The organism is Frankia alni ACN14a, from assembly GCF_000058485.1.
In the GTDB taxonomy this organism is placed as follows: domain Bacteria; phylum Actinomycetota; class Actinomycetes; order Frankiales; family Frankiaceae; genus Frankia; species Frankia alni.
In genome coordinates this window covers 3,136,607-3,154,637 of record NC_008278.1, presented here as the reverse complement: position 1 = coordinate 3,154,637, position 18,031 = coordinate 3,136,607, and the positions used below count along the sequence as shown (strand labels likewise).

13 protein-coding genes are annotated in these 18,031 nt (G+C 75.8%); 9 read left to right on the top strand and 4 right to left on the bottom strand.

The features are described from left to right. The first annotated feature begins 9 nt into the window (after positions 1-9). The 6 genes from FRAAL_RS12715 (at position 10) to FRAAL_RS12690 (ending at position 10,337) form a co-directional block, all read left to right on the top strand. A complete protein-coding gene (locus tag FRAAL_RS12715; protein ID WP_011604059.1) occupies positions 10-4,944 on the top strand; it encodes a type I polyketide synthase in 4,935 nt (1,644 codons plus the stop codon). Continuing rightward, the gene (locus tag FRAAL_RS12710) at positions 4,931-5,239 is read left to right on the top strand and encodes an acyl carrier protein (RefSeq protein ID WP_011604058.1); all 309 of its coding nucleotides are present in this window, start codon (positions 4,931-4,933) and stop codon (positions 5,237-5,239) included. Before FRAAL_RS12715 ends, FRAAL_RS12710 begins: the two co-directional genes overlap by 14 nt. 2 nt (positions 5,240-5,241) lie before the next feature. Beyond that, the gene (locus tag FRAAL_RS12705; RefSeq protein WP_011604057.1) at positions 5,242-6,159 is read left to right on the top strand and encodes an alpha/beta fold hydrolase; all 918 of its coding nucleotides are present in this window, start codon (positions 5,242-5,244) and stop codon (positions 6,157-6,159) included. Beyond that, positions 6,156-7,523: a glycosyltransferase gene (locus FRAAL_RS35810; protein ID WP_011604056.1), complete on the top strand. Its 1,368-nt coding sequence runs from the start codon at positions 6,156-6,158 to the stop codon at positions 7,521-7,523. The genes FRAAL_RS12705 and FRAAL_RS35810 overlap by 4 nt, the downstream gene beginning before the upstream one ends. Beyond that, positions 7,520-9,490, top strand: coding sequence for an ABC transporter ATP-binding protein (locus FRAAL_RS12695; protein WP_050997110.1), 1,971 nt, complete (start codon positions 7,520-7,522; stop codon positions 9,488-9,490). The genes FRAAL_RS35810 and FRAAL_RS12695 overlap by 4 nt, the downstream gene beginning before the upstream one ends. Positions 9,491-9,596: 106 nt before the next feature. Further along, positions 9,597-10,337: an HAD family hydrolase gene (locus FRAAL_RS12690; protein ID WP_308205980.1), complete on the top strand. Its 741-nt coding sequence runs from the start codon at positions 9,597-9,599 to the stop codon at positions 10,335-10,337. Between the two features lie 76 nt (positions 10,338-10,413). Here FRAAL_RS12690 and FRAAL_RS12685 read toward each other — a convergent pair whose 3' ends face one another. Together FRAAL_RS12685 and FRAAL_RS12680 are read right to left on the bottom strand one after the other, a co-directional pair. Next, on the bottom strand, positions 10,414-11,433 hold the full coding sequence (locus FRAAL_RS12685) for an SDR family NAD(P)-dependent oxidoreductase (RefSeq protein WP_011604053.1): 1,020 nt from the start codon (positions 11,431-11,433) through the stop codon (positions 10,414-10,416). A 354-nt stretch (positions 11,434-11,787) separates the two neighbouring features. Then, a complete protein-coding gene (locus FRAAL_RS12680; RefSeq protein WP_011604051.1) occupies positions 11,788-12,624 on the bottom strand; it encodes an LLM class F420-dependent oxidoreductase in 837 nt (278 codons plus the stop codon). 159 nt (positions 12,625-12,783) lie between these two features. Between FRAAL_RS12680 and FRAAL_RS12675 the strand changes: the two genes are divergently transcribed. Further along, positions 12,784-13,965 carry a macrolide family glycosyltransferase gene (locus tag FRAAL_RS12675; RefSeq protein WP_041939245.1) on the top strand — a complete coding sequence of 394 codons (1,182 nt, stop codon included), beginning with the start codon at positions 12,784-12,786 and terminating at the stop codon, positions 13,963-13,965. A 113-nt stretch (positions 13,966-14,078) separates the two neighbouring features. After that, complete coding sequence (locus FRAAL_RS12670) at positions 14,079-14,804, top strand: HAD family hydrolase (RefSeq protein WP_011604048.1); 726 nt, start codon at positions 14,079-14,081, stop codon at positions 14,802-14,804. Positions 14,805-14,824: 20 nt separating this feature from the next. Here FRAAL_RS12670 and FRAAL_RS12665 read toward each other — a convergent pair whose 3' ends face one another. Together FRAAL_RS12665 and FRAAL_RS34860 are read right to left on the bottom strand one after the other, a co-directional pair. Further along, a complete protein-coding gene (locus FRAAL_RS12665; RefSeq protein ID WP_231861620.1) occupies positions 14,825-15,463 on the bottom strand; it encodes a class I SAM-dependent methyltransferase in 639 nt (212 codons plus the stop codon). A gap of 220 nt (positions 15,464-15,683) precedes the next feature. Then, positions 15,684-17,003, bottom strand: a complete 1,320-nt coding sequence (locus FRAAL_RS34860) for an MFS transporter (RefSeq protein ID WP_083866780.1) — start codon at positions 17,001-17,003, stop codon at positions 15,684-15,686. A 74-nt stretch (positions 17,004-17,077) separates the two neighbouring features. On the opposite strand from FRAAL_RS34860, the gene FRAAL_RS12655 reads away from it, so the two are divergent. Next, positions 17,078-17,965: a LysR family transcriptional regulator gene (locus FRAAL_RS12655; RefSeq protein WP_011604045.1), complete on the top strand. Its 888-nt coding sequence runs from the start codon at positions 17,078-17,080 to the stop codon at positions 17,963-17,965. The last annotated feature ends 66 nt before the right edge of the window (positions 17,966-18,031 follow it).

Here is an 18,031-nt window from a genome sequence, read left to right as displayed (position 1 = left end):
CCGACCACGATGACGCCCTCGCCGGCCCCGCCCTCCTTACCGGCGCGCCCGTCCCGGGCCGTCGCGCCGCCCGGCCCCGCCGCCGGTGGCTGGCGCCAGCCACCGATCGCCGTCGTCGGCATGGCGGTGCTGCTGCCGGGTGCACCGGACCTCGCCGCCTACTGGCAGAACCTGCTGGGCGGGATCGAGTCGATCAGCGAGGCGCCGCCGCACCGCTGGGATCCCCGCTTCTACGACCCGGCCGGCGCCGACGACCACCACGCGGAGCGGATCTACTGCCGCCGCGGCGGGTTCGTCGACGAGTACGCCTACGCCGACCCGCTGCGTTTCGGCATCCCGCCCGCCGACGTCGCCGGCATCGAACCCGACCAGCTTCTCGCGCTGCAGGTCGCCGCGAGCGCGATCGACGACGCCGGCGGCGCCGCCCGGCTCGGCGACCCGGCCCGCGTCGGCGTCATCCTTGGCCGCGGCGGCTACCTCGGCGCCGGCCTGGCCCGCCTCGACCAGCGGCTGCGCACCGCCCACCAGCTCGTGTCCACCCTCGGCACGCTGCTGCCCGCCCTGGGCGCGGGCGAGCTCGACCGGATCCGGGCGGCCTTCACCGACCAACTCGGCCCGCAGCGCCCGGACGGCGCGATCGGGATGGTGCCGAACCTGGCCGCGTCCCGGATCGCGAACCGGCTCGACCTGCGCGGCCCCGCGTACACGGTGGACGCGGCCTGTGCCTCGTCGCTGATCGCCGTGGACAGCGCGGTCGCCGAGCTCGCCGCCGGGCGCTGCGACGCGGTGCTCGCCGGCGGCGTCCACCACTGCCACGACATCACCCTGTGGAGCACCTTCGCGCAGCTCGGGGCGCTGTCGGCGCGCCAGCAGAGCCGGCCGTTCGACCGCGCCGCGGACGGCATCCTCATCGGCGAGGGCACCGGCGTCGTCGTGCTCAAGCGCCTCGACGACGCCCAGCGCGCCGGCGACCGGGTGTACGCGGTGATCCGCGGCACCGGGACGTCCAGCGACGGGCGCGGCGGCGGCCTGGTGAATCCGGAGCCGGCCGGGCAGGCCCTCGCCGTCGAACGGGCCTGGGCCGCGGCCGGACTCGATCCACGCGCCCGGCACTCGGTCGGCATGATCGAGGCGCACGGCACCGCGACGCCGGCGGGGGACGCCGCGGAACTCGCGACCCTGGCCCAGGTCTTCGGCAGCGACCGGGACGACATCGGCGTGCTCGGCTCGGTCAAGTCGATGATCGGGCACGCGATGGCGGCGGCCGGTGTCGCCGGGCTGGTGAAGGCCGCGCTGGCCCTGCACAACCGCGTCCTGCTGCCGGCGGTCAACTGCGAGGATCCGCATCCGGCGCTGACCCGGACGCGGTTTCGCCCGCTACTGACGGCCGCGCCGTGGGAGAGCGCCGGGCCGCGGCGCGCCGGGGTGAACGCCTTCGGGTTCGGCGGGACGAACGCCCACGTGCTGCTGGAGGAGGCACCGCCCCCCACCGCCCCGCGCGCCGGGGCCGGGGCACCCGGATCCCCCGCGGGGGCCGACTCGCCGGGGGCGCGGCGGGACCCGGCCTCCGCGGGCCAGTCCGCCGCACCCGCCGCGGCCGCAACGGTGATGGCAACGGCAACGGCAACGGCAAGCGCGACGGCGACGGTCCGCGAGGCCGACATCGTCCTCCGCTTCGCCGCGGCGACGCCGCGCGAGCTCGCCGGCCAGCTCGACGCCGACGACGCGACCCTGCGCGCGACGGCCGGCGGCACGCCCGCGTACTCGGGTCCCGGCGCCCGCCTCGGCCTGGTCCATCCCACCCCGCGCCGGCTCGCCGCCGCCCGGCACGCCGCCGGCGGGGCCCGCACCGGGGCCTGGGACGCCTGGCGGGGTCGCAGCGAGGTCTGGTACAGCGCGTCCGGCCTGCTCGCCGGCCCGAAGCCGGCGCGGGTGGCGTTCGTCTTCCCGGGGTTGGAGGCCGAGTTCGCCCCGCGGCTCGACGACGTGTGCGCGCATTTCGGGTTCGCGCCGCCGCGGCTGTCCGCCGACGGCCTGGGCACGCACGGCACCAGCGTGCTGGCCACCAGTCGCGTGCTCGACCGGACGCTGCGCCGGCTGCGCGTCGAGCCCGACGCCGTGGCCGGGCACAGCATCGGCGAGTGGAGCGCGATGTTCGCCGCGGGCCTGTTCGACGAGGCGGAGGTCGACGCCGACATCTTCGGCGCCGACCCGTACGACGGTGCCGTGCCCGAGGTGGACTACGCGTCGCTGAGCTGCTCGCACGACGACGCCCTGGCCGCGATCGCCGACCATCCCGGAGTCGTGCTCTCCCACGACAACGCCCCGACGCAGACGGTGGTGTGCGGACCGCCGGCGCGGATCGCCGAGCTCGCCCGCGGGCTGCGCCGACGCAACGTCGTCGTGCAGATCCTGCCGTTCCGCTCCGGCTTTCACACCCCGATGCTGCGGCCCTACCTCGCCGGACTGCGGGAACGCACCCAGCGGATGCGGATCCGCCGGGCGCCCCAGATCGAGCTGTGGTCGGCCACGACCGCCTCGCCGTATCCGGACGACACCGACGCGATCCGCGAGCTGTTCGTCCGGCACCTGCTCGAACCGGTGCTGTTCCGGCAGGTCGTCGAGGCGATGGCCGCCGCCGGCGTCGGGGTGTTCGTGCAGGTCGGGCCCGGACGACTCGGGGGGCTCGTCGACGCCACCCTGGAGTCGACACCGCACCTGACGATCGCGGCGAACAGCTCCGAACGCGACGGGCTCGGGCAGCTGCGCCGGCTCGCCGTCGCCCTGTGGGTGGAGCACGGCGACCCCGATTTCGCCGCCCTGGACTCCCCGGGCGTCGGTACGGCGCCGCCTGCTCCCCTTCCCGCCGGCGGTGCGGCTGTCCCGGCGACTCCCGCGGTCGACGCGACCCCCGAGACCCCCGCGGGCGGCGCGGGCGGCGCGGGCGGCGCGGGCGGTGCGGGGGCGACGGGTCGCCGCGGTGGCCCGCTGGTCCGCCTCGATCTGGGGGCGGCGTCGGTCCACCTCGACCCGTCGGCGCTGCCCAGGCTGGAGCCGGCCCGGTCGGCGAGCCCGCTGGCCGCGTGGGCCGCCCGCGATCCCCTGGCCGGCGAGCTCATGGCCCTGCTCGACGACACCGCCGAGACCGCCGCGTCCGTGCTGGCCAGCGCCTTCGCCGCGCCACCGCGGCCGACCGAACCCGCGCTGAGCACTCCGACGCGCAGCGGCGCCGGCTGGGAGGCGATCCTTCGAGTCTCCCTGGAGGCGATGCCCCACCTGCTCGACCACGCACTGCACGCGCAGCGCCCCGGCTGGCCCGACGACGCCGACCGACGCCCGGTGGTGGCGGCGACGACGACCGTCCGGCTGATGATGGACGCCGCCGAGCGGGCGTCGGGGCTGATCGCCGTCGGCGTCGCCGACGCCCGCTTCGACGCCTGGTTGCCCGCCACCCCCACCCGGGAGGTGGCGGTCAGGATCGCGCCGGCGGGGCCCGACCGGCTGCAGGTCACGTTCGCCGGCTACGCCAGCGCCCAGGTCGTCGTCGCCGATCGCTATCCGGCGTCCCGGCCGGCGCGCTGGCCGGTCGACCCGGCCGCCGAGCAGCCGCCGATCATCAACGCGCGGGACTTCTACCGCGAACGGTGGATGTTCCACGGCCCGGCGTTCCAGGGCGTGACGGCCCTGCTCGGCCACAGCGCCCACGGCGTGCGCGCGGTGCTCACCGGCACCCGCGCACCCGGCTCGCTGCTCGACGCCGCCGGCCAGCTGCTCGGCTACTGGATCCGCACCCAGGCCCGCGACGGGCTGGTGCTGTTCCCGGTGCGCATCGGCGGGGTGCGGCTGTACGGACCGGAGCCGGCGCCGGGCACCCCGGTGACCTGCCAGGCGTGGGTGACCTGGATGGACGACCAGTGGGTCCACGCCCACCTGCAGCTCGTCGACGGCACCGAGGTCTGGGCCGAGGTCGAGGGCTGGGTGGACCGCCGCTTCGGCCTCGATCCGGCGCTCGACGAGGCGTTCCGCCATCCGGACCGGCACCCGTTCGCGCTGGCGCAGCCCGGCGGCTGGGTGCGCGTCACCGAACAGTGGCCCGATCTGGCGACGCGGGAGCTGGTCCTGGGCAGCGTCACCGGCGCCGCCGAGCGGGCGGTGCACGACGCGACCCCGCCGCCGGCGCGGCGCGCCTGGCTGCTGCGCCGGATCGCGGCGAAGGACGCCGTGCGCACCCGGCTGTGGGCGGCGGGCCACGGCCCCCTGTTCCCCGCCGAGCTGCACGTCACCGACGCGGTGATCGGCCCCGGTGCGACCGGCCCCGGTGGAACCGGCGCCGGTGGGACCGCTGACGTGGTGGCCAGCACGACGGTGACGGGGGCTCACGGCGGCGCGCTGGCGCCCTTCGCGTTGTCGGTCGCCCACGACGCCGGACTGGCCGTGGCCCTCGCCCGCCCCGCGCGCGAGGGACGCGGCGGTGGCGTCGGCATCGCGCTCGCCAGGATCGACCCGGCCGACCCCGCCCTTCCGGCTACGCCCCATCCCCCGGCCGGGCCGGCCGTCGCGGACCCCGCGGACACCGCGGAGAGACAGCTGCTGCGCCGGCTGCGCGGAGAGTGCCGGGCAGAAGGCGACCAGGCGGCGGCCCGCTGGCGGGCCCGGTTCGCCGCCGCCCGGCAGGCCGCGAGCCGGGCCGGCGGTCACGCCGTTGCCCGGGTCGTGGCCACGGGCCCCGACGGCACGCTGATCGTCGCGGTCGGCGCCGACCCGGACGGCGGTGACGGCGGTCCTGGCGCGCCGCCGCCGCAGCGGTACGCCGTGGGCTACGCCGAGATCGACGCGCCCGCCGCGCAGCAGGGGCACGCCACCGCGGGGACGCGGCACCGGTACGTGGTCGCCTGGACGACAGGCACCCCCAGTCGAGAGGAATCGCACCATGACGCACGATGACGAGCTGTCCGGCACGCTGCTCGCCGAGATCGGCGCGATGATCGCCCGCATCCTGGAGAAATACGGCCTGGGCGACGTGCGCGTCGAGATGACCACGGCCTTCCACGACGACCTGGAGATGGAGAGCATCGACCTGGTCACGCTCGGCGGCATGCTCGCCGAGCGGTACGGCGAGAACGTCAGTCTCGCCGAGTTCCTTGCCGAGAAGGATCTCACCGAGGTCATCGCGCTCACCGTGGGCGACATCGTGGCGTTCGTCCGCTCCCGGCTGGGCGCCCCGGCAGGCGTGGACTGACCGTGCCGATCATCGACGTCAACGGCAACGACCTCCACTACCTCCACGAACGGGGCAAACGCCGCCAGCAGCGGGGCGAGCTCGCAGCGCCCGGCCCCGGTGTCGCCCCCGCCCCCGCCCCCGCCGCCACCACCACCAGCACCGACCTCGGCGACCCGGCCCGGCCCGCGGGCGCGGCGCCGACGCTGGTCTGCGTGCACGGCCTGGGCACCGACAGCCTGGCCAGCTTCTACCTGACGATGGCCGCCCCACTGGCGGCCGCCGGCATCGACGCGGTGTTCTACGACCTGCGCGGGCACGGCAACAGCGGCCGGCCCGCGCGGGGCTACACCGTCGGTGACTTCGTCGCCGATCTCGCCGGCCTGCTGGCAGCCCTGGGCATCGACGAGCCGGTGCACCTGGTGGGCAACAGCTTCGGCGGCACGATCGCCTATGCCTTCGCGGCCGCCCACCCGGACCGGGTGGCGAGCATCGTCACGATCGAGGCCGAGCCGCCGACGCAGCCGTGGGCCGACCGGGTGGGGCTGATGCTGGAGAACACCCGGCGCGACCTCGGCCGCGAGGACACCTACGCCTGGTTGCAGAAGACCTTCGGCTCCCACTACGTCCGGCTGTCCCGGCTGGCCTACCGGCGCCTGCAGGAGACGTCGATGGCCGACGAGATCCCGCAGGGCCCGCTGCTCGACCTGGAGGACCTGGCCCGCATCCAGCAGCCGGTGCTGAGCATCCTGGGCAGCGACGGCTTCCAGGCGGAGGACCCCTATCTGTTACAGAGCGTTCTTCCCGACTGCCACACGGTGATCGTGCCGGATCAGGACCATTCGGTGCTCGTCGAGTCGCACCGGCGCGTCCGCGAACTGACGATCGACTGGGTGCACCGGCACCAGGCGGTGGGCGTCCCCTCCGGTGAGGGGGCGTGAGCACCTTCCTGTTCGTGGTGCCGCCGCTGGCCGGGCACATCACCCCGCTGGTCGCCGTGGCCGACCGGCTGCGCGACCGCGGCCACCGGGTGGTCTGGTCGGGCGAGGAGTCGATCGTGCGGCGGCTGGCCGGATCGGGCGCCGAGATTCACCCCTGCCTGGCGGGACCGGTCGACGTCGACATCCGCGGCGCCGAGCTGCGCGGCTACGCCGGGGTCCGCTTCCTGTGGGAGGAGTTCCTCGTCCCGCTGGCCGAGGCGACCTATCCGGCGGTCGTCGAGGCGGCCGTCCGGTCGGCCGCGGACGTGCTGGTCTGCGACATGCAGGCGCTGGCCGGGCCGCTCGCGGCGGCGCGGCTGGGCCGGCCGTGGGCGACGTCGGCGACGACGTCGGGCCCGCTGCGGGACACCTTCGCCGCCACCCCGAAGGTCCAGCGGTGGTTCGACGACCTGCTCGACGGGCTCATCACCCGCACAGCCACCCCGACCCGGCTCGCCACCCCGACCCGGCTCGCCGACGCAGCCCCCACCGCCAGCCCGGTGCGGGCCGACCCGGCCGCGGCCGGCGGATCGCCGACGCCGGGCACGCTGCGGCTGTCCCCTCATCTCGTCGTCGCGTTCACCACGCAGGCGCTGGCCGGGCCGCCCGGCGGCGACTCGCTCATCGGCCCGGACGGGCCGCCGACCGCCTGGGTCGGCCCGTCGCTGCCACTGCCACGTCCAGCTCCCCTCGGCAGCGGCCCGGGTGGGCCGCAACCGGGTCGGCCGCAACCGGGTCGGCCGGAACCGGGTGGCTCGGCGGCGGCCGAGGCATTCCCGTGGGGGCGGCTCGATCCGGGACGCCGGCTCGTGGTGACCAGCTTCGGGACGGTCAACGGCCAGGTGAGCGGGGAGTTCCTGCGAACGTGCGCGGCGGCGCTGCGCACGCTCGGCGACGGCGTGCAGGCCGTCATCGCCGACCCGCTGGGCGCCGTCGACCCGGCCGCCCTGCCGGACGGCGGCATCGCCGCGCGGTTCCTGCCGCTGGTCGACCTGCTGCCGCGAGCGGCGGCGGTCGTCTGCCACGGCGGGCACAACACGGTCTGCGAGGCGCTCGGGCACGGCGTGCCGCTGGTCGTCGCGCCGATCCGGGACGACCAGCCGGTCATCGCCCAGCAGGTGGTGGACGCGGGTGCGGGCATCCGGCTGCGCTTCGCCCGGGCCACGCCGACGATCGTGGCGTCGGCCGTCCGCGAGGTCCTCGACGATCCCCGCTACCGGTCGGCCGCGGCCCGCGTCGGTGCCTCGTTCCAGGCGGCGGGCGGGGCCGCGGCCGCCGCCGAGCACCTGCAGCGCCTCGCCGCGGCGCGCAGCCCGGTCGGATGAGCCGCGCCCGCCGCGCCGCCGCGGCGCGCCGCCAGCCGCTGCCGGCCGGGCGGTTCGTGCTCCGCTTCACCGCGGGCTCGCGCCGCGTCCTGCTCGCCGGCGGGGTGCTCACCCTGCTCGGCACGTCGATGTCGCTGGCCCAGCCGATCATCGCCCAGCACATCCTGGCCCGGCTCACCGCCGACCAGCCGGTCGGGCGGCTGCTCGGCGTCCTGACCGTCGCGGTCCTGCTCGGCACGGCGGTGTCCGCCGGCGGATTCTTCCTCATCGAGTCGGTCGGCGAGACCCTCGTGCGGACCGTCCGCATCCGCCTGGTGGAACGCATCCTGCGACTGCGGCTGTCCGCGACCGACGAGATCAAGCCCGGTGATCTGATGTCGCGGCTCGTCGGCGACACCACGCTGCTGCGCCAGGTCACGACCCAGGCCCTGGTGACGAGCTGCACGGCGACCATCGCCCTGGTCGGGGCGCTGGTGATGATGGCCCTCATCGACGTGGTCCTGCTCGGCGTCACGCTGTCGTCGGTCGTGCTGATGAGTGCCAGCGTGCGCTGGTCGGCGTCGCGGATCGGCAAGGCCACCGGGCAGGCGCAGGCCGCCGTCGGCTACATGGCCACCCTGCTCGACCGCGACCTCGGTGCCCTGCGCACGGTGAAGGCCTCCGGAGCGGAGGACCACGAGATCGGCCTGCTCGCCGACGCGGCGCAGACGGCGTTCCGCCGGGGGCTGCGCGTCGCCGCCTGGCAGGCGGGCACCGGGGCGAGCGCCGGCATGCTCATGCAGGCGTCGTTCCTGGGAGTGCTCGGCGTCGGCGGCGCCCGGGTCGCCGCCGGGGACCTGCCGATCGCCGACCTGATCGCGTTCCTGCTCTACATGTTCTTCCTGACCCAGCCGGTGACCACCCTGGTCGGCGCCTGGGGTCAGTTCAGGGCGGGCGGGGCGGCCGCGGAACGCATCCAGGCGGTGCTGCGCCTGGATGCCGAACCCACCGCGGCCCGGGGACGCAGCTCCCTCGACCGACGCACCACCGCCGGCCGAGGCACCAACGGCGGCCGAGGCACCAACGGCGGCCGACGCACCACCGCCGGCCGACGCGCCAACGGCGGCCACCGCGATCCCGCCACCAGCGGCCCCATGTTCAGGCGCGGGCCCGTCGTCGTCCGCCGCGCCGCGCTGACCAGGCGCGCCGCGTCCGCCACGAACACCGGGCCGAACCGCCGGGCCGCCAGCGCGACGGTGGCCTTCGACAACGTCGAGTTCGCCTACCGGCAGGACCTCCCGCCGGTGCACCGGGGGGTGTCGTTCACCGTCCCGCCCGGCGGGATGACCGCCATCGTCGGCCCGTCGGGCGCCGGCAAGTCGAGCATCTTCCTGCTGCTCGAACGGTTCTACGACGCCACCGCCGGGCGGATCCTCGTCGACGGCCGCGACGTGCGGGACTGGCCGCTGGCACAGCTGCGCCGCTCGATCGGCTACGTCGAGCAGGAGGCTCCGGTGCTCGCCGGTTCCCTGCGCGAGAACCTCACGCTCGGCCTGACCGGCGTCGACGACGAGGACCTGCACGAGGCGCTGCGCCTGGCCCGGCTGGAGCTGTTCGTGGCGGCGCTGCCCGGCGGGCTCGACGGCTGGATCGGCCACCGCGGCGGCACCCTGTCCGGCGGTGAACGCCAGCGCATCGCCATCGCCCGCGCCCTGCTGCGCCGGCCCCGGCTGCTGCTGCTCGACGAGGCGACCTCGGCGCTCGACGCCGGCAACGAGCTCGCGCTGCGCGACACCATCGCCGCCGCGGCGAGCACGACGACGGTGCTGGTCGTCGCCCACCGGCTGTCCACCGTCGTCGGCGCCCGGCAGATCATCGTCATGGAGGCGGGCCGGGTACGCGCCCTCGGCAGCCACGCGCAACTGCTGGAGACCGACCCGCTCTACCGCGACCTGGCGACGACCCAGCTCCTCGTCCCCACCGGCTGACCCGCCCGGCCCGCGGCGGCCTGTCCGGCTGTTGCCGCGGCGGTCGGCGGCGGACACTGGCTGGCGGAGGTGGTGCACGACCTACCACTGATCAGCACCACCCACCATTCCTTCCGGGGGAAGACGGATAAGCCGGCCGCGCGCGATCCTGCTCGACTTCTACGGCACCGTCGTCGCCGAGGACGACGACGTGGTGGCCGCGGTCTGCCGCAGCATCGAGCAGACCGCGACGGCCAGAGTGCGCGATCCGGCGACGATCGGCCGGTACTGGTCGGACGCCTTCGCCCGGTTGTGCGCCGCCGCGGCGGGCCCCGCGTTCGCCACCCAGCGGGAGCTGGAACGCCGGTCACTGCGGGAGACGATCCGGCATTTCGGCTCGGACGCCGACGAGGAGTCGCTCAGCCGGCGGCTGTTCGACTACTGGCGTCGGCCGGCGCTCCTGCCCGGCGCCGCCGCCTTCCTGGCCGAGATCGAACTGCCGGTCTGCCTTGTCTCCGACATCGACCGTGTCGATCTCGACGCCGCACTCGACGCCCACGGGCTCCGAGTGGACGCGATCGTCACAAGCGAGTACAAACCGCGACCGGAACCGTTCCGGCTCGCCCTCGACCACCTGGCACCCGGCCAGCACGGACCCGGCCAGCACGGACCCGGCCAGCACAGCCTCGCTCCGGGCGAGGTCTGGCACGTCGGCGATTCCCTGGCCTGCGACGTGGCCGGCGCCAACGCGCTCGGCATTCCCGCCGTCTGGATGAACCGCACGCACCGGCAACGGCCGGCAGGGGCGTCGCTCGTCGCCGAGGTCGGGGACCTCACGGCGGTCCTGGAACTGGTCCGGCAGGCCTGACGGCGGCGGCCTGCCGAGCGCCACGCGTTCACCATCGATCCACGACCCAGCCGTCGTCCCCCGTGCGGACCACCCGTCAGCCGGTGGTGGCCTCGCTGCCGGTGACGGGGCTGCCAGCGGCAGGGCTGCCGGCGGCGGGGATGGTGGGGACGGGACCGCCAGGGATGGGGACGGTGGGGACCGGGACGGTGGGACCGGCACCTTCGGGGGTGGGACTGGCGGGGCTGGCGGGGGCGGGGCGGGCGGAGACGGTCAGGCGGGCGGCGCGGGTGAGGACGTAGCCGAGGATCGACATGTGGGACGCCGGGAAGAGGCGGGCGACGGCGTCGATCGTCCTGGCCTGGCGGGTGATGACCACGCGGCCTCGGCGGGCCTCGACCGCGGCGAGGATCTCCCGGGCGGCGGCGTCCGCCGGGTAGCTGAGCATCTTCGCGAACTCGCGGCGGCCCGCCTCCGCCTCGTGGCTCGGCACGGCCCGCGCCACCCGGGCCGTCTCGGCGAGGCGGGTGCGCACCCCACCGGGGAACACCGCCGTGACGCCGACGCGGCCGGCCAGCTCGTGGCGCAGCGCGTCGGTGAAGCCGCGCACGGCGAACTTGCTCGCCGAGTAGGCCGTCTGGCCGGGGGGTCCGATCAGCCCGAACAGGCTTGAGACGTTGACGATGTGGCTGCCGGGGCTGGCGAGCAGGGCCGGCAGCAGCAGGCGGGTGAGCCGCACGGGCGCGCGGAAGTTGATGTCCATCACCCAGTCGAACTCCTCCAGCGTGAGGTGTTCGAAGCCGCCGCCGAGCGCGACGCCGGCGTTGTTGACCAGCAGGGACACCCCAGGATGCTCGGCCAGCACGCGGGTCGCCGCGGCGTCGACGGCGTCGGCGTCGGCGAGGTCGACGGTCAGGCAGTCGACCAGCAGCCGCGGATGGCGGGCACAGATCCTGGCGGCCACGGCCGCCAGGCGCGGTGCGTCGCGGTCGAGCAGGACGAGGTTGCTGCCGCGGCCGGCGAGTTCGTAGGCCATCTCCTCCCCCAGGCCACTCGCGGCACCGGTCACGACGGCGGTTGCGGCGGCGAACTGGTAGGGACGTAGCGGGGACGGCACGTGGGAACTCCTTCTTCGGGGAACGGGGACGACCAGTATCCGTGGACCCGGTCGACCGGCCGGACCCGACTCGCACCGCATTTCCCCTCGTCGGGTGACAGGCCCGCACCATCCGGCCGGCCCGCTCCACACCCGAGAACCGGTATCACCGGAAGGGAGAATGCCGCGCCGAGTCCGGTCACCATCGCGGCGAATATGCGGTATCGACAGAGGAACGTGCCTCGGTTTCGGCGTTCCGGGACAGCGCCCGCCGTGGTGGACCTGGACTCGCGAAAGCGGCCGGCCGCCGGGCCCGCCGGCCGATCGGCCGATCGGCCGGTCGGCCGGCTCAGGGCAGCAGCTCAGGGCAGCAGCTCAGGGCAGCAGGACGTCGGCGAGGCGTCGCCACCAGGTGGACTCGGGCTCCCCGCCGGTCGCGTCGTTGACCTGGAGCACGACCTGGTCGGCGCCGGCGGAGAGGTATTCGGCCACCCGCTTGCCGATGGTCTCCACGTCGCCCCACACGGTGACCTGGTCGATGAGCCGGTCGGAGAGGTCGGCGACGTCGTCGGCGGTGAAGCCCATCCGGACCAGGTTGTTGGCGTAGCCGGGGACGGTGGTCAGGAAGCGGATCGCCTCGCGGGCGGTGCCGCGCGCGGCGGCCGGGTCGCGGTCGGGGACGACGGTGACGAGCACGGCCAGCGTCCGGTCGGGGCCGAGCACGGCGCGCGCGTCGGTGACGTACTGCGGCGTGACGAGGAACGGGTACGCCCCGGCCGCGCGGTCGCGGGCGAGGCGGAGCATGGCCGGGCCGAGGGCGGCGAGGATGCGCCCGGCGGCCGGCACCGCCGGCTGCGCGGCGTCGAGCTCGTCGAGGTAGGCGCCGAGGGTGGCCAGCGGACCCGCGCCGTGCGCGCCGCCGAGGCCGGCGAGGTAGCGGCCGGGATGGTCGGCGGCGAGCGCCGCGTAGGTCGCCGCGACCTCGGCGGCGGGGACCTGGTCGACGGACAGGATGCCGTTGGCGACGAGCAGGCTCCCCGTGCCGCGCACGACCTGCTCGACGAGCCGGACGTTGTTGCCCTGGCCGCCGGGCAGCCACAGCGTCGAGTAGCCCAGGTCCTCGAGCTCCGCGGCCGCGGCGACGGCGGCGGGGACGTCCGGGTTGAAGGCGATCGTCGAACTCGCGATGCCGATGGTGCCGAGAGTGGTCATGGCCTCTGCAACCCCCCGAACCGGGAGCCTCTTCCGGGTCGGCGGGCAACCTGCCGACCGGCCCGGACGACAACGAAACGGACGCGCCGACCCGGCCGGACCAGACCCGCCGTCACCGGCAGCCACCAGACGACGCTGAACGGCAGGACACGAGACCCGATGCGCACCCCGCGACACATCGCCATGATCGGCTGCACCACGCCCAGCCACGTCTACCCCTCGCTCGGCGTCATCGCCGAACTCGTCCGCCGCGGCCACCGGGTCAGCTACGCCATCGGCGACCGGCTCGCCGCGCTGGTGGAGCCCACCGGCGCGCGGCCCGTCACCCACCCCTCGACGCTGCCCGCGCAGGACGGTGACTGGCCCGACAACCCGGCCGCCGAACTCGCCACCCGGATGTTGCTCAACGAGGGGATCGCCACCCTCCCGCCGCTCGCCCGCCACTTCGACGACGACCGGCCCGACCTGCTGATCCACGATGTCGCCGCGCAGGCGGGACCGGTGCTCGCCGCCCGGTGGGACGTCCCCGCGGTGTTGCTGTCCCCGACCTGGGTGCCGTGGGACGGCTTCGAGCAGGACAACGCCGAGGCCCTGTCGGCACTGCGCACGTCCGTGCCCGGCAAGGAGTACCAGGCGAGGTTCAGCGCGTGGCTGCGCGACAACGGCCTCGACCGCGACCCCTGGGAGTGGCTGGGCGCCGACCGGCCCACCGTCTCGCTGATCCCTCCGGTGTTGCAGCCGCACCTGAACCGGGTCCGGCCGGGGGTGCGGTTCGTCGGGCCGTGCCTGGACCCCGCGCGCCTGGCCGAACGGACCTGGACGGCGCCGCCGGACGCCGGCCGGGTGCTGCTGGTGTCCCTCGGCACCGTCTACAACGACCGGCCCGACATCTACCGGGCCGCCGCCGAGGCGTTCGCCGGCACCGACTGGCACGTGGTCATGGCGCTTGGCCGGCGCGTCGACACCGCCGCGCTCGGCCCGCTGCCCGCCAACGTCGAAGCCCACCGCAGCGTCCCCCAGCTCGCCGTGCTCGCCGCGGCGTCGGCGTTCGTCACCCACGCCGGGATGGGAAGCTGCGTCGAGGCGCTGTGGTTCGGCGTGCCGACGGTGGCGATCCCGCTGGCCGCCGAGCAGTTCGGCAACGCCGCGATCCTCGCCGCCCTCGGCGTCGGCCAGCAGCTCGCCGCGGACCGGGTCGACCCACAGCTCCTGCGCACCGCCGTCGCGTCCGTGGCCGCCGACGCCGAGATCGCCGGACGGCTGACCGGGCTCGCGTCCGTGCTGCGCGCCCACGGCGGAATCGAGGCCGCCGCCGACGCCGTCGAGTCCTTCCTGCCCTGACCGGCCCTACCCTGAGCGGCCCTTCCCTGACCGGCCCTACCATCCGTTCCCTGCCGGCCGCTCACTTCCACCGAGCAACCCGCCGGGTCGGCGAGCTGTGAGATCGTGCGCGGATGCCCGCCGAACCTGCGCTGATCCTGTGGGATGTTGATCATACGCTGCTGTCGTTCCCGGGGCTCGGCCGCGAGCTGCACGCCCGGGCCTTCCAGGCGGTCGTCGGCCGGCCCGCGGACCAGATCGCCGACCTCGCCGGCCGCACCGACCGGGCCATCGTCGTCGACACCCTGCGGCTGAACGGGATCGACCGGCCGGAGTCGCTGCTGCCCGCGTTCTACGCGGCGCTGCCGGCCGCGGCCGTCGCGCTCGACGATCGGATGCGTCGGACCGGCCGAGTCCTGCCCGGCGCGCGGGCGGCCCTCGAAGGCCTGGCGGGCGACGGTGTGGTGCAGTCGGTGGTCACCGGCAATCTGCCGTCCCTCGCTCGGCTCAAACTGGCCTGCTGCGGGCTGACCGACCTGCTCGACCTGGCCGTCGGCGGCTACGGCGACGACGACACCGACCGCGCCGTGCTCGTCGCCCTGGCCATCAAGCGCGCGCAGGCCGCCCACCGGCTGACCTTCTCCCCGGCCCGCGTCGTGGTCATCGGGGACACGGTGCACGACGTCCGCGGCGCGCGGGACGCCGGGGTGCGGGCGGTCGCGGTCGCCACCGGCGCGACCACCGCGGACACCCTGCGGGCCGCCGGCCCGAACGCGGTCCTGACCGACCTGACCAGCCTGCCCACCCTGCGCACCGCCGTCTACGGCCGCACCGCCCTCCACGGCGACGCCGTCACCTGAAAGCCCTCACACGACGGCCCTCACCCGCGGCCCACCCGACGGCGCAGGCGGACGAGGGCGTCGACGGCGGTGCGCTCGCCGGCCGGGGTCGGCACCGGGCGGTGCACCCGCCGCGCGGCGTCCACGCTGAGCTCCGCGCGGTCGGCCAGGTCGGCGGTCACGTCGTCGGCGGTGTACAGCACCGCCGGGTCCTGCGGGCCGCCGACGCCCTCGGTGAGGTTCGCCGAGTCGTGGGCGACGACGAGCAGCGTCGCGCCCGGTGCCAGCAGATCCGCGGCCCGGTGCAGCGCCGTCCGGCGACGCTGCGCGGGCAGTTGCAGGTAGGCGAGCAGGACCAGGTCGAACGGGCCGGCGGGCAGGGGGCCGGCGACGGCGTCGGCCACGACGAAGGTCGTCCGGTCCGCCACCCCCGCGTGCTCGGCGAGGCGCCCGGCGCGCTCCACCGCCGTGGCGGAGAAGTCGGCGCCGACGACGTGCCAGCCGAGGGTGGCCAGGTGGATCGCGTTGCGCCCCTCGCCGCAGGCCAGGTCGAGCGCCCGCCCCACCGCCAGCCCGTCGATCTCGGCGGCGACGAAGCGGTTCGGCGCCGAGCCCCACAGCAGCTCGGTGGCCGCGTACCGGGCATCCCACGCCGCCGCGTCCATCCGCCTCGCCCCCACGTCCCGACTCGACCCCGCACGCGCACTCACCGACCCGGTGGGGCCGAACCAGAGCCTCGCGCCGACGATACGGGCTGTTCGGTCGGTCTCGGCATCCTACGCTGTGGACACCGTGAATCCGGGCGACCACCCGTGGCTGATCGGGCTCGCGACGGCCGACGTGGCACTGCGGGCGGCTCGGGTACGGGCCGGTGCAGGACTGTCGCCGCCGCCCGGCGGATCACACCGCAACGGCGGCCGAGCGGCGGCGCAGCGCGTCCCAGCAGGCCAGGGCGACGGCGGCGAGGCCGAACACGGCGCCGGTGACGCTGACGGCGGTCCAGCCGCCGTGGCTGTAGGCGGTGCCCGAGGCGATCGAGCCGGCGAGGCCGCCGGCGAAGTAGGTCGCCATGTAGGCGGAGGTGAGCCGGCTGCGGGCCGCGGGGTTCAGCCGGTAGATCTCGCTCTGGTTGGCGATGTGCAGGCCCTGCGCCGCGAGGTCGAGCGCGAGGATGCCGACGATCAGCGCGGCGAGCGAGTGGCCGCCGAGGCCGAGCGGCAGCCAGGCGGCGAGCAGCAGCGCGGCCGTGCCCACGGTCGCCGCCCCGGCGCGCCCGCGGTCGGCGGCCCGGCCGACGAACGACGCGGCCAGCACGCCCATCAGGCCCAGCAGGCCGAACAGGCCGATGACGCCGGTCGAGTAGTGGTACGGCGCCGCGGACAGCAGGAACGCCAGCGGCGTCCACAGCGCACTGAACGCCCCGAACGACGCCGCCCCGTAGGCCGCGCGCAGCCGCAGCACCGGCTCGTCGCGCAGCAGCCCGACCACCGACGCGATCAGCGCCCGGTAGCCGAGCCGCGGCGCCGCCGTGCGCGGCTCGGCCGGCAGGCGGGCGGCGAGCACGGCGCACAGCACGAGCTGGGCGGCCCCGGCGACCCAGAACGGGGTACGCCAGCCGCCGAGGTCGGCCAGGTAGCCGGCGACGGTGCGGGCCAGCAGGATGCCCAGCAGCAGTCCGCTCATCACCGTCCCGACGACCTTGCCGCGCTCGGCGTCGCCGGCCAGCGTCGCGGCGAAGGCAACGCCGATCTGCGCGGTCACCGACAGGGCCCCGACCGCGACGGCGGCGATCAGGAGCTGGGTGGCCGAGGTGGCGGTGGCGAGCACGAACAGGCCCACCGCCTGGGCGGCGACCAGTGCGGGGATCAGGCGGCGGCGGGCCACGAGGTCGCCCACCGGGACCAGCAGGCACAGCGCCACCAGGTAGCCGGCCTGGGTCACCGAGACGACGAGCCCGGCCGTGCCGGTGGACAGGCCCAGCGCCGCCCGGATCTCGCCGAGCAGCGGCTGGGCGTAGTACATCGCCGCCACGCACATGCCCGTGCTCACCGCGAGCAGCCCGACGAGGCCGCGGCCGAGACCCGTCCCCGCCGCCGGGGAGGTGCCGTCGGCGAAGGCGCCGCCCCCGGACGCGCCGCCCCCGGACCTGCCGCCTCCGGGTGCGCCGCCCTCGGACGCGCCGTCGGAGGATCCGTGCGTCGTCACGCCGCCGTCGATCATGGGGCCAGCGTGCCGCACCCTGGGTAACCTGTCCAACAGAACAATCAGCTTGGCTTCATCTGTGTAGGAGATGTATGGAGCTCCGCCAGCTCGAACACTTCGTCGCCGCCGCCGAGGAGCTGCACTTCACCCGGGCCGCGCAGCGAGTGAACATCGTCCAGTCGGGGCTGTCGTCGTCCATCGGCGCCCTGGAACGCGAGCTCGGCGCGAAGCTGTTCGTGCGTAGCACCCGCGCCGTGCGGCTGACCCAGGAGGGCGAGGTGCTGCTCACCCAGGCCCGCCGGATCCTGTCCGCCGCCGCCACGGCGCGCTCGGCGGTCGCCGGGGTGGCCGGCGGCATGGGGGGCCGGCTGACCATCGGAATCATGCAGTGTTTCCGCCGCGGCCTCACCGAGGCGCTCGCCGCGTTCCACGCCGAGCACCCGCGGGTGGAGCTACGGCTCGTGCAGGCGCCCAGCGCGGACCTGCTCGACCGGGTCGCGGCCGGCACCCTCGACCTCGCGTTCGCCTGCGCGCGGACGGCCCCGGCCGGCGTCCACCTGACCCCGCTGGACGACCGGCCGATGGTGTTCGCCTGCCACGGCGGGCACCGGCTGGCCGGCCGGGCGGCGGTGTCGCTGGCGGAGACCGCCGACGAGGACTTCGTCGACTACCCGCCCGGCTGGGGGTCGCGCACGGTCGTCGACGCTGTGCTCGCCGATCACGGCCTGCGCCGCCGGCTGGCCTGCGAGGTCGGCGACACGGACACGCTGCTCGACCTCGTCGCGCACGGGCTCGGCGTCGCCGTCCTGCCGCCGAGCCTCGACCCCCGCCACCGCGACGAGCTGCGGCTGATCCCGCTCGCCCCGCCCGTCCCCACCTTCCCGACGGGAATCGTCACCCCGGCCGGCGCCACCTCGGCCGCGGCCCGCATCCTGCTCGACACCGTCCTCGCCCGCCAACCCGCCCCGGTGGCCCGGTAACGACCGTCACCGTGGTGCCCACCGACCGTCCATGATCATCAGTGCCGATCACACGTCGTCAACAAC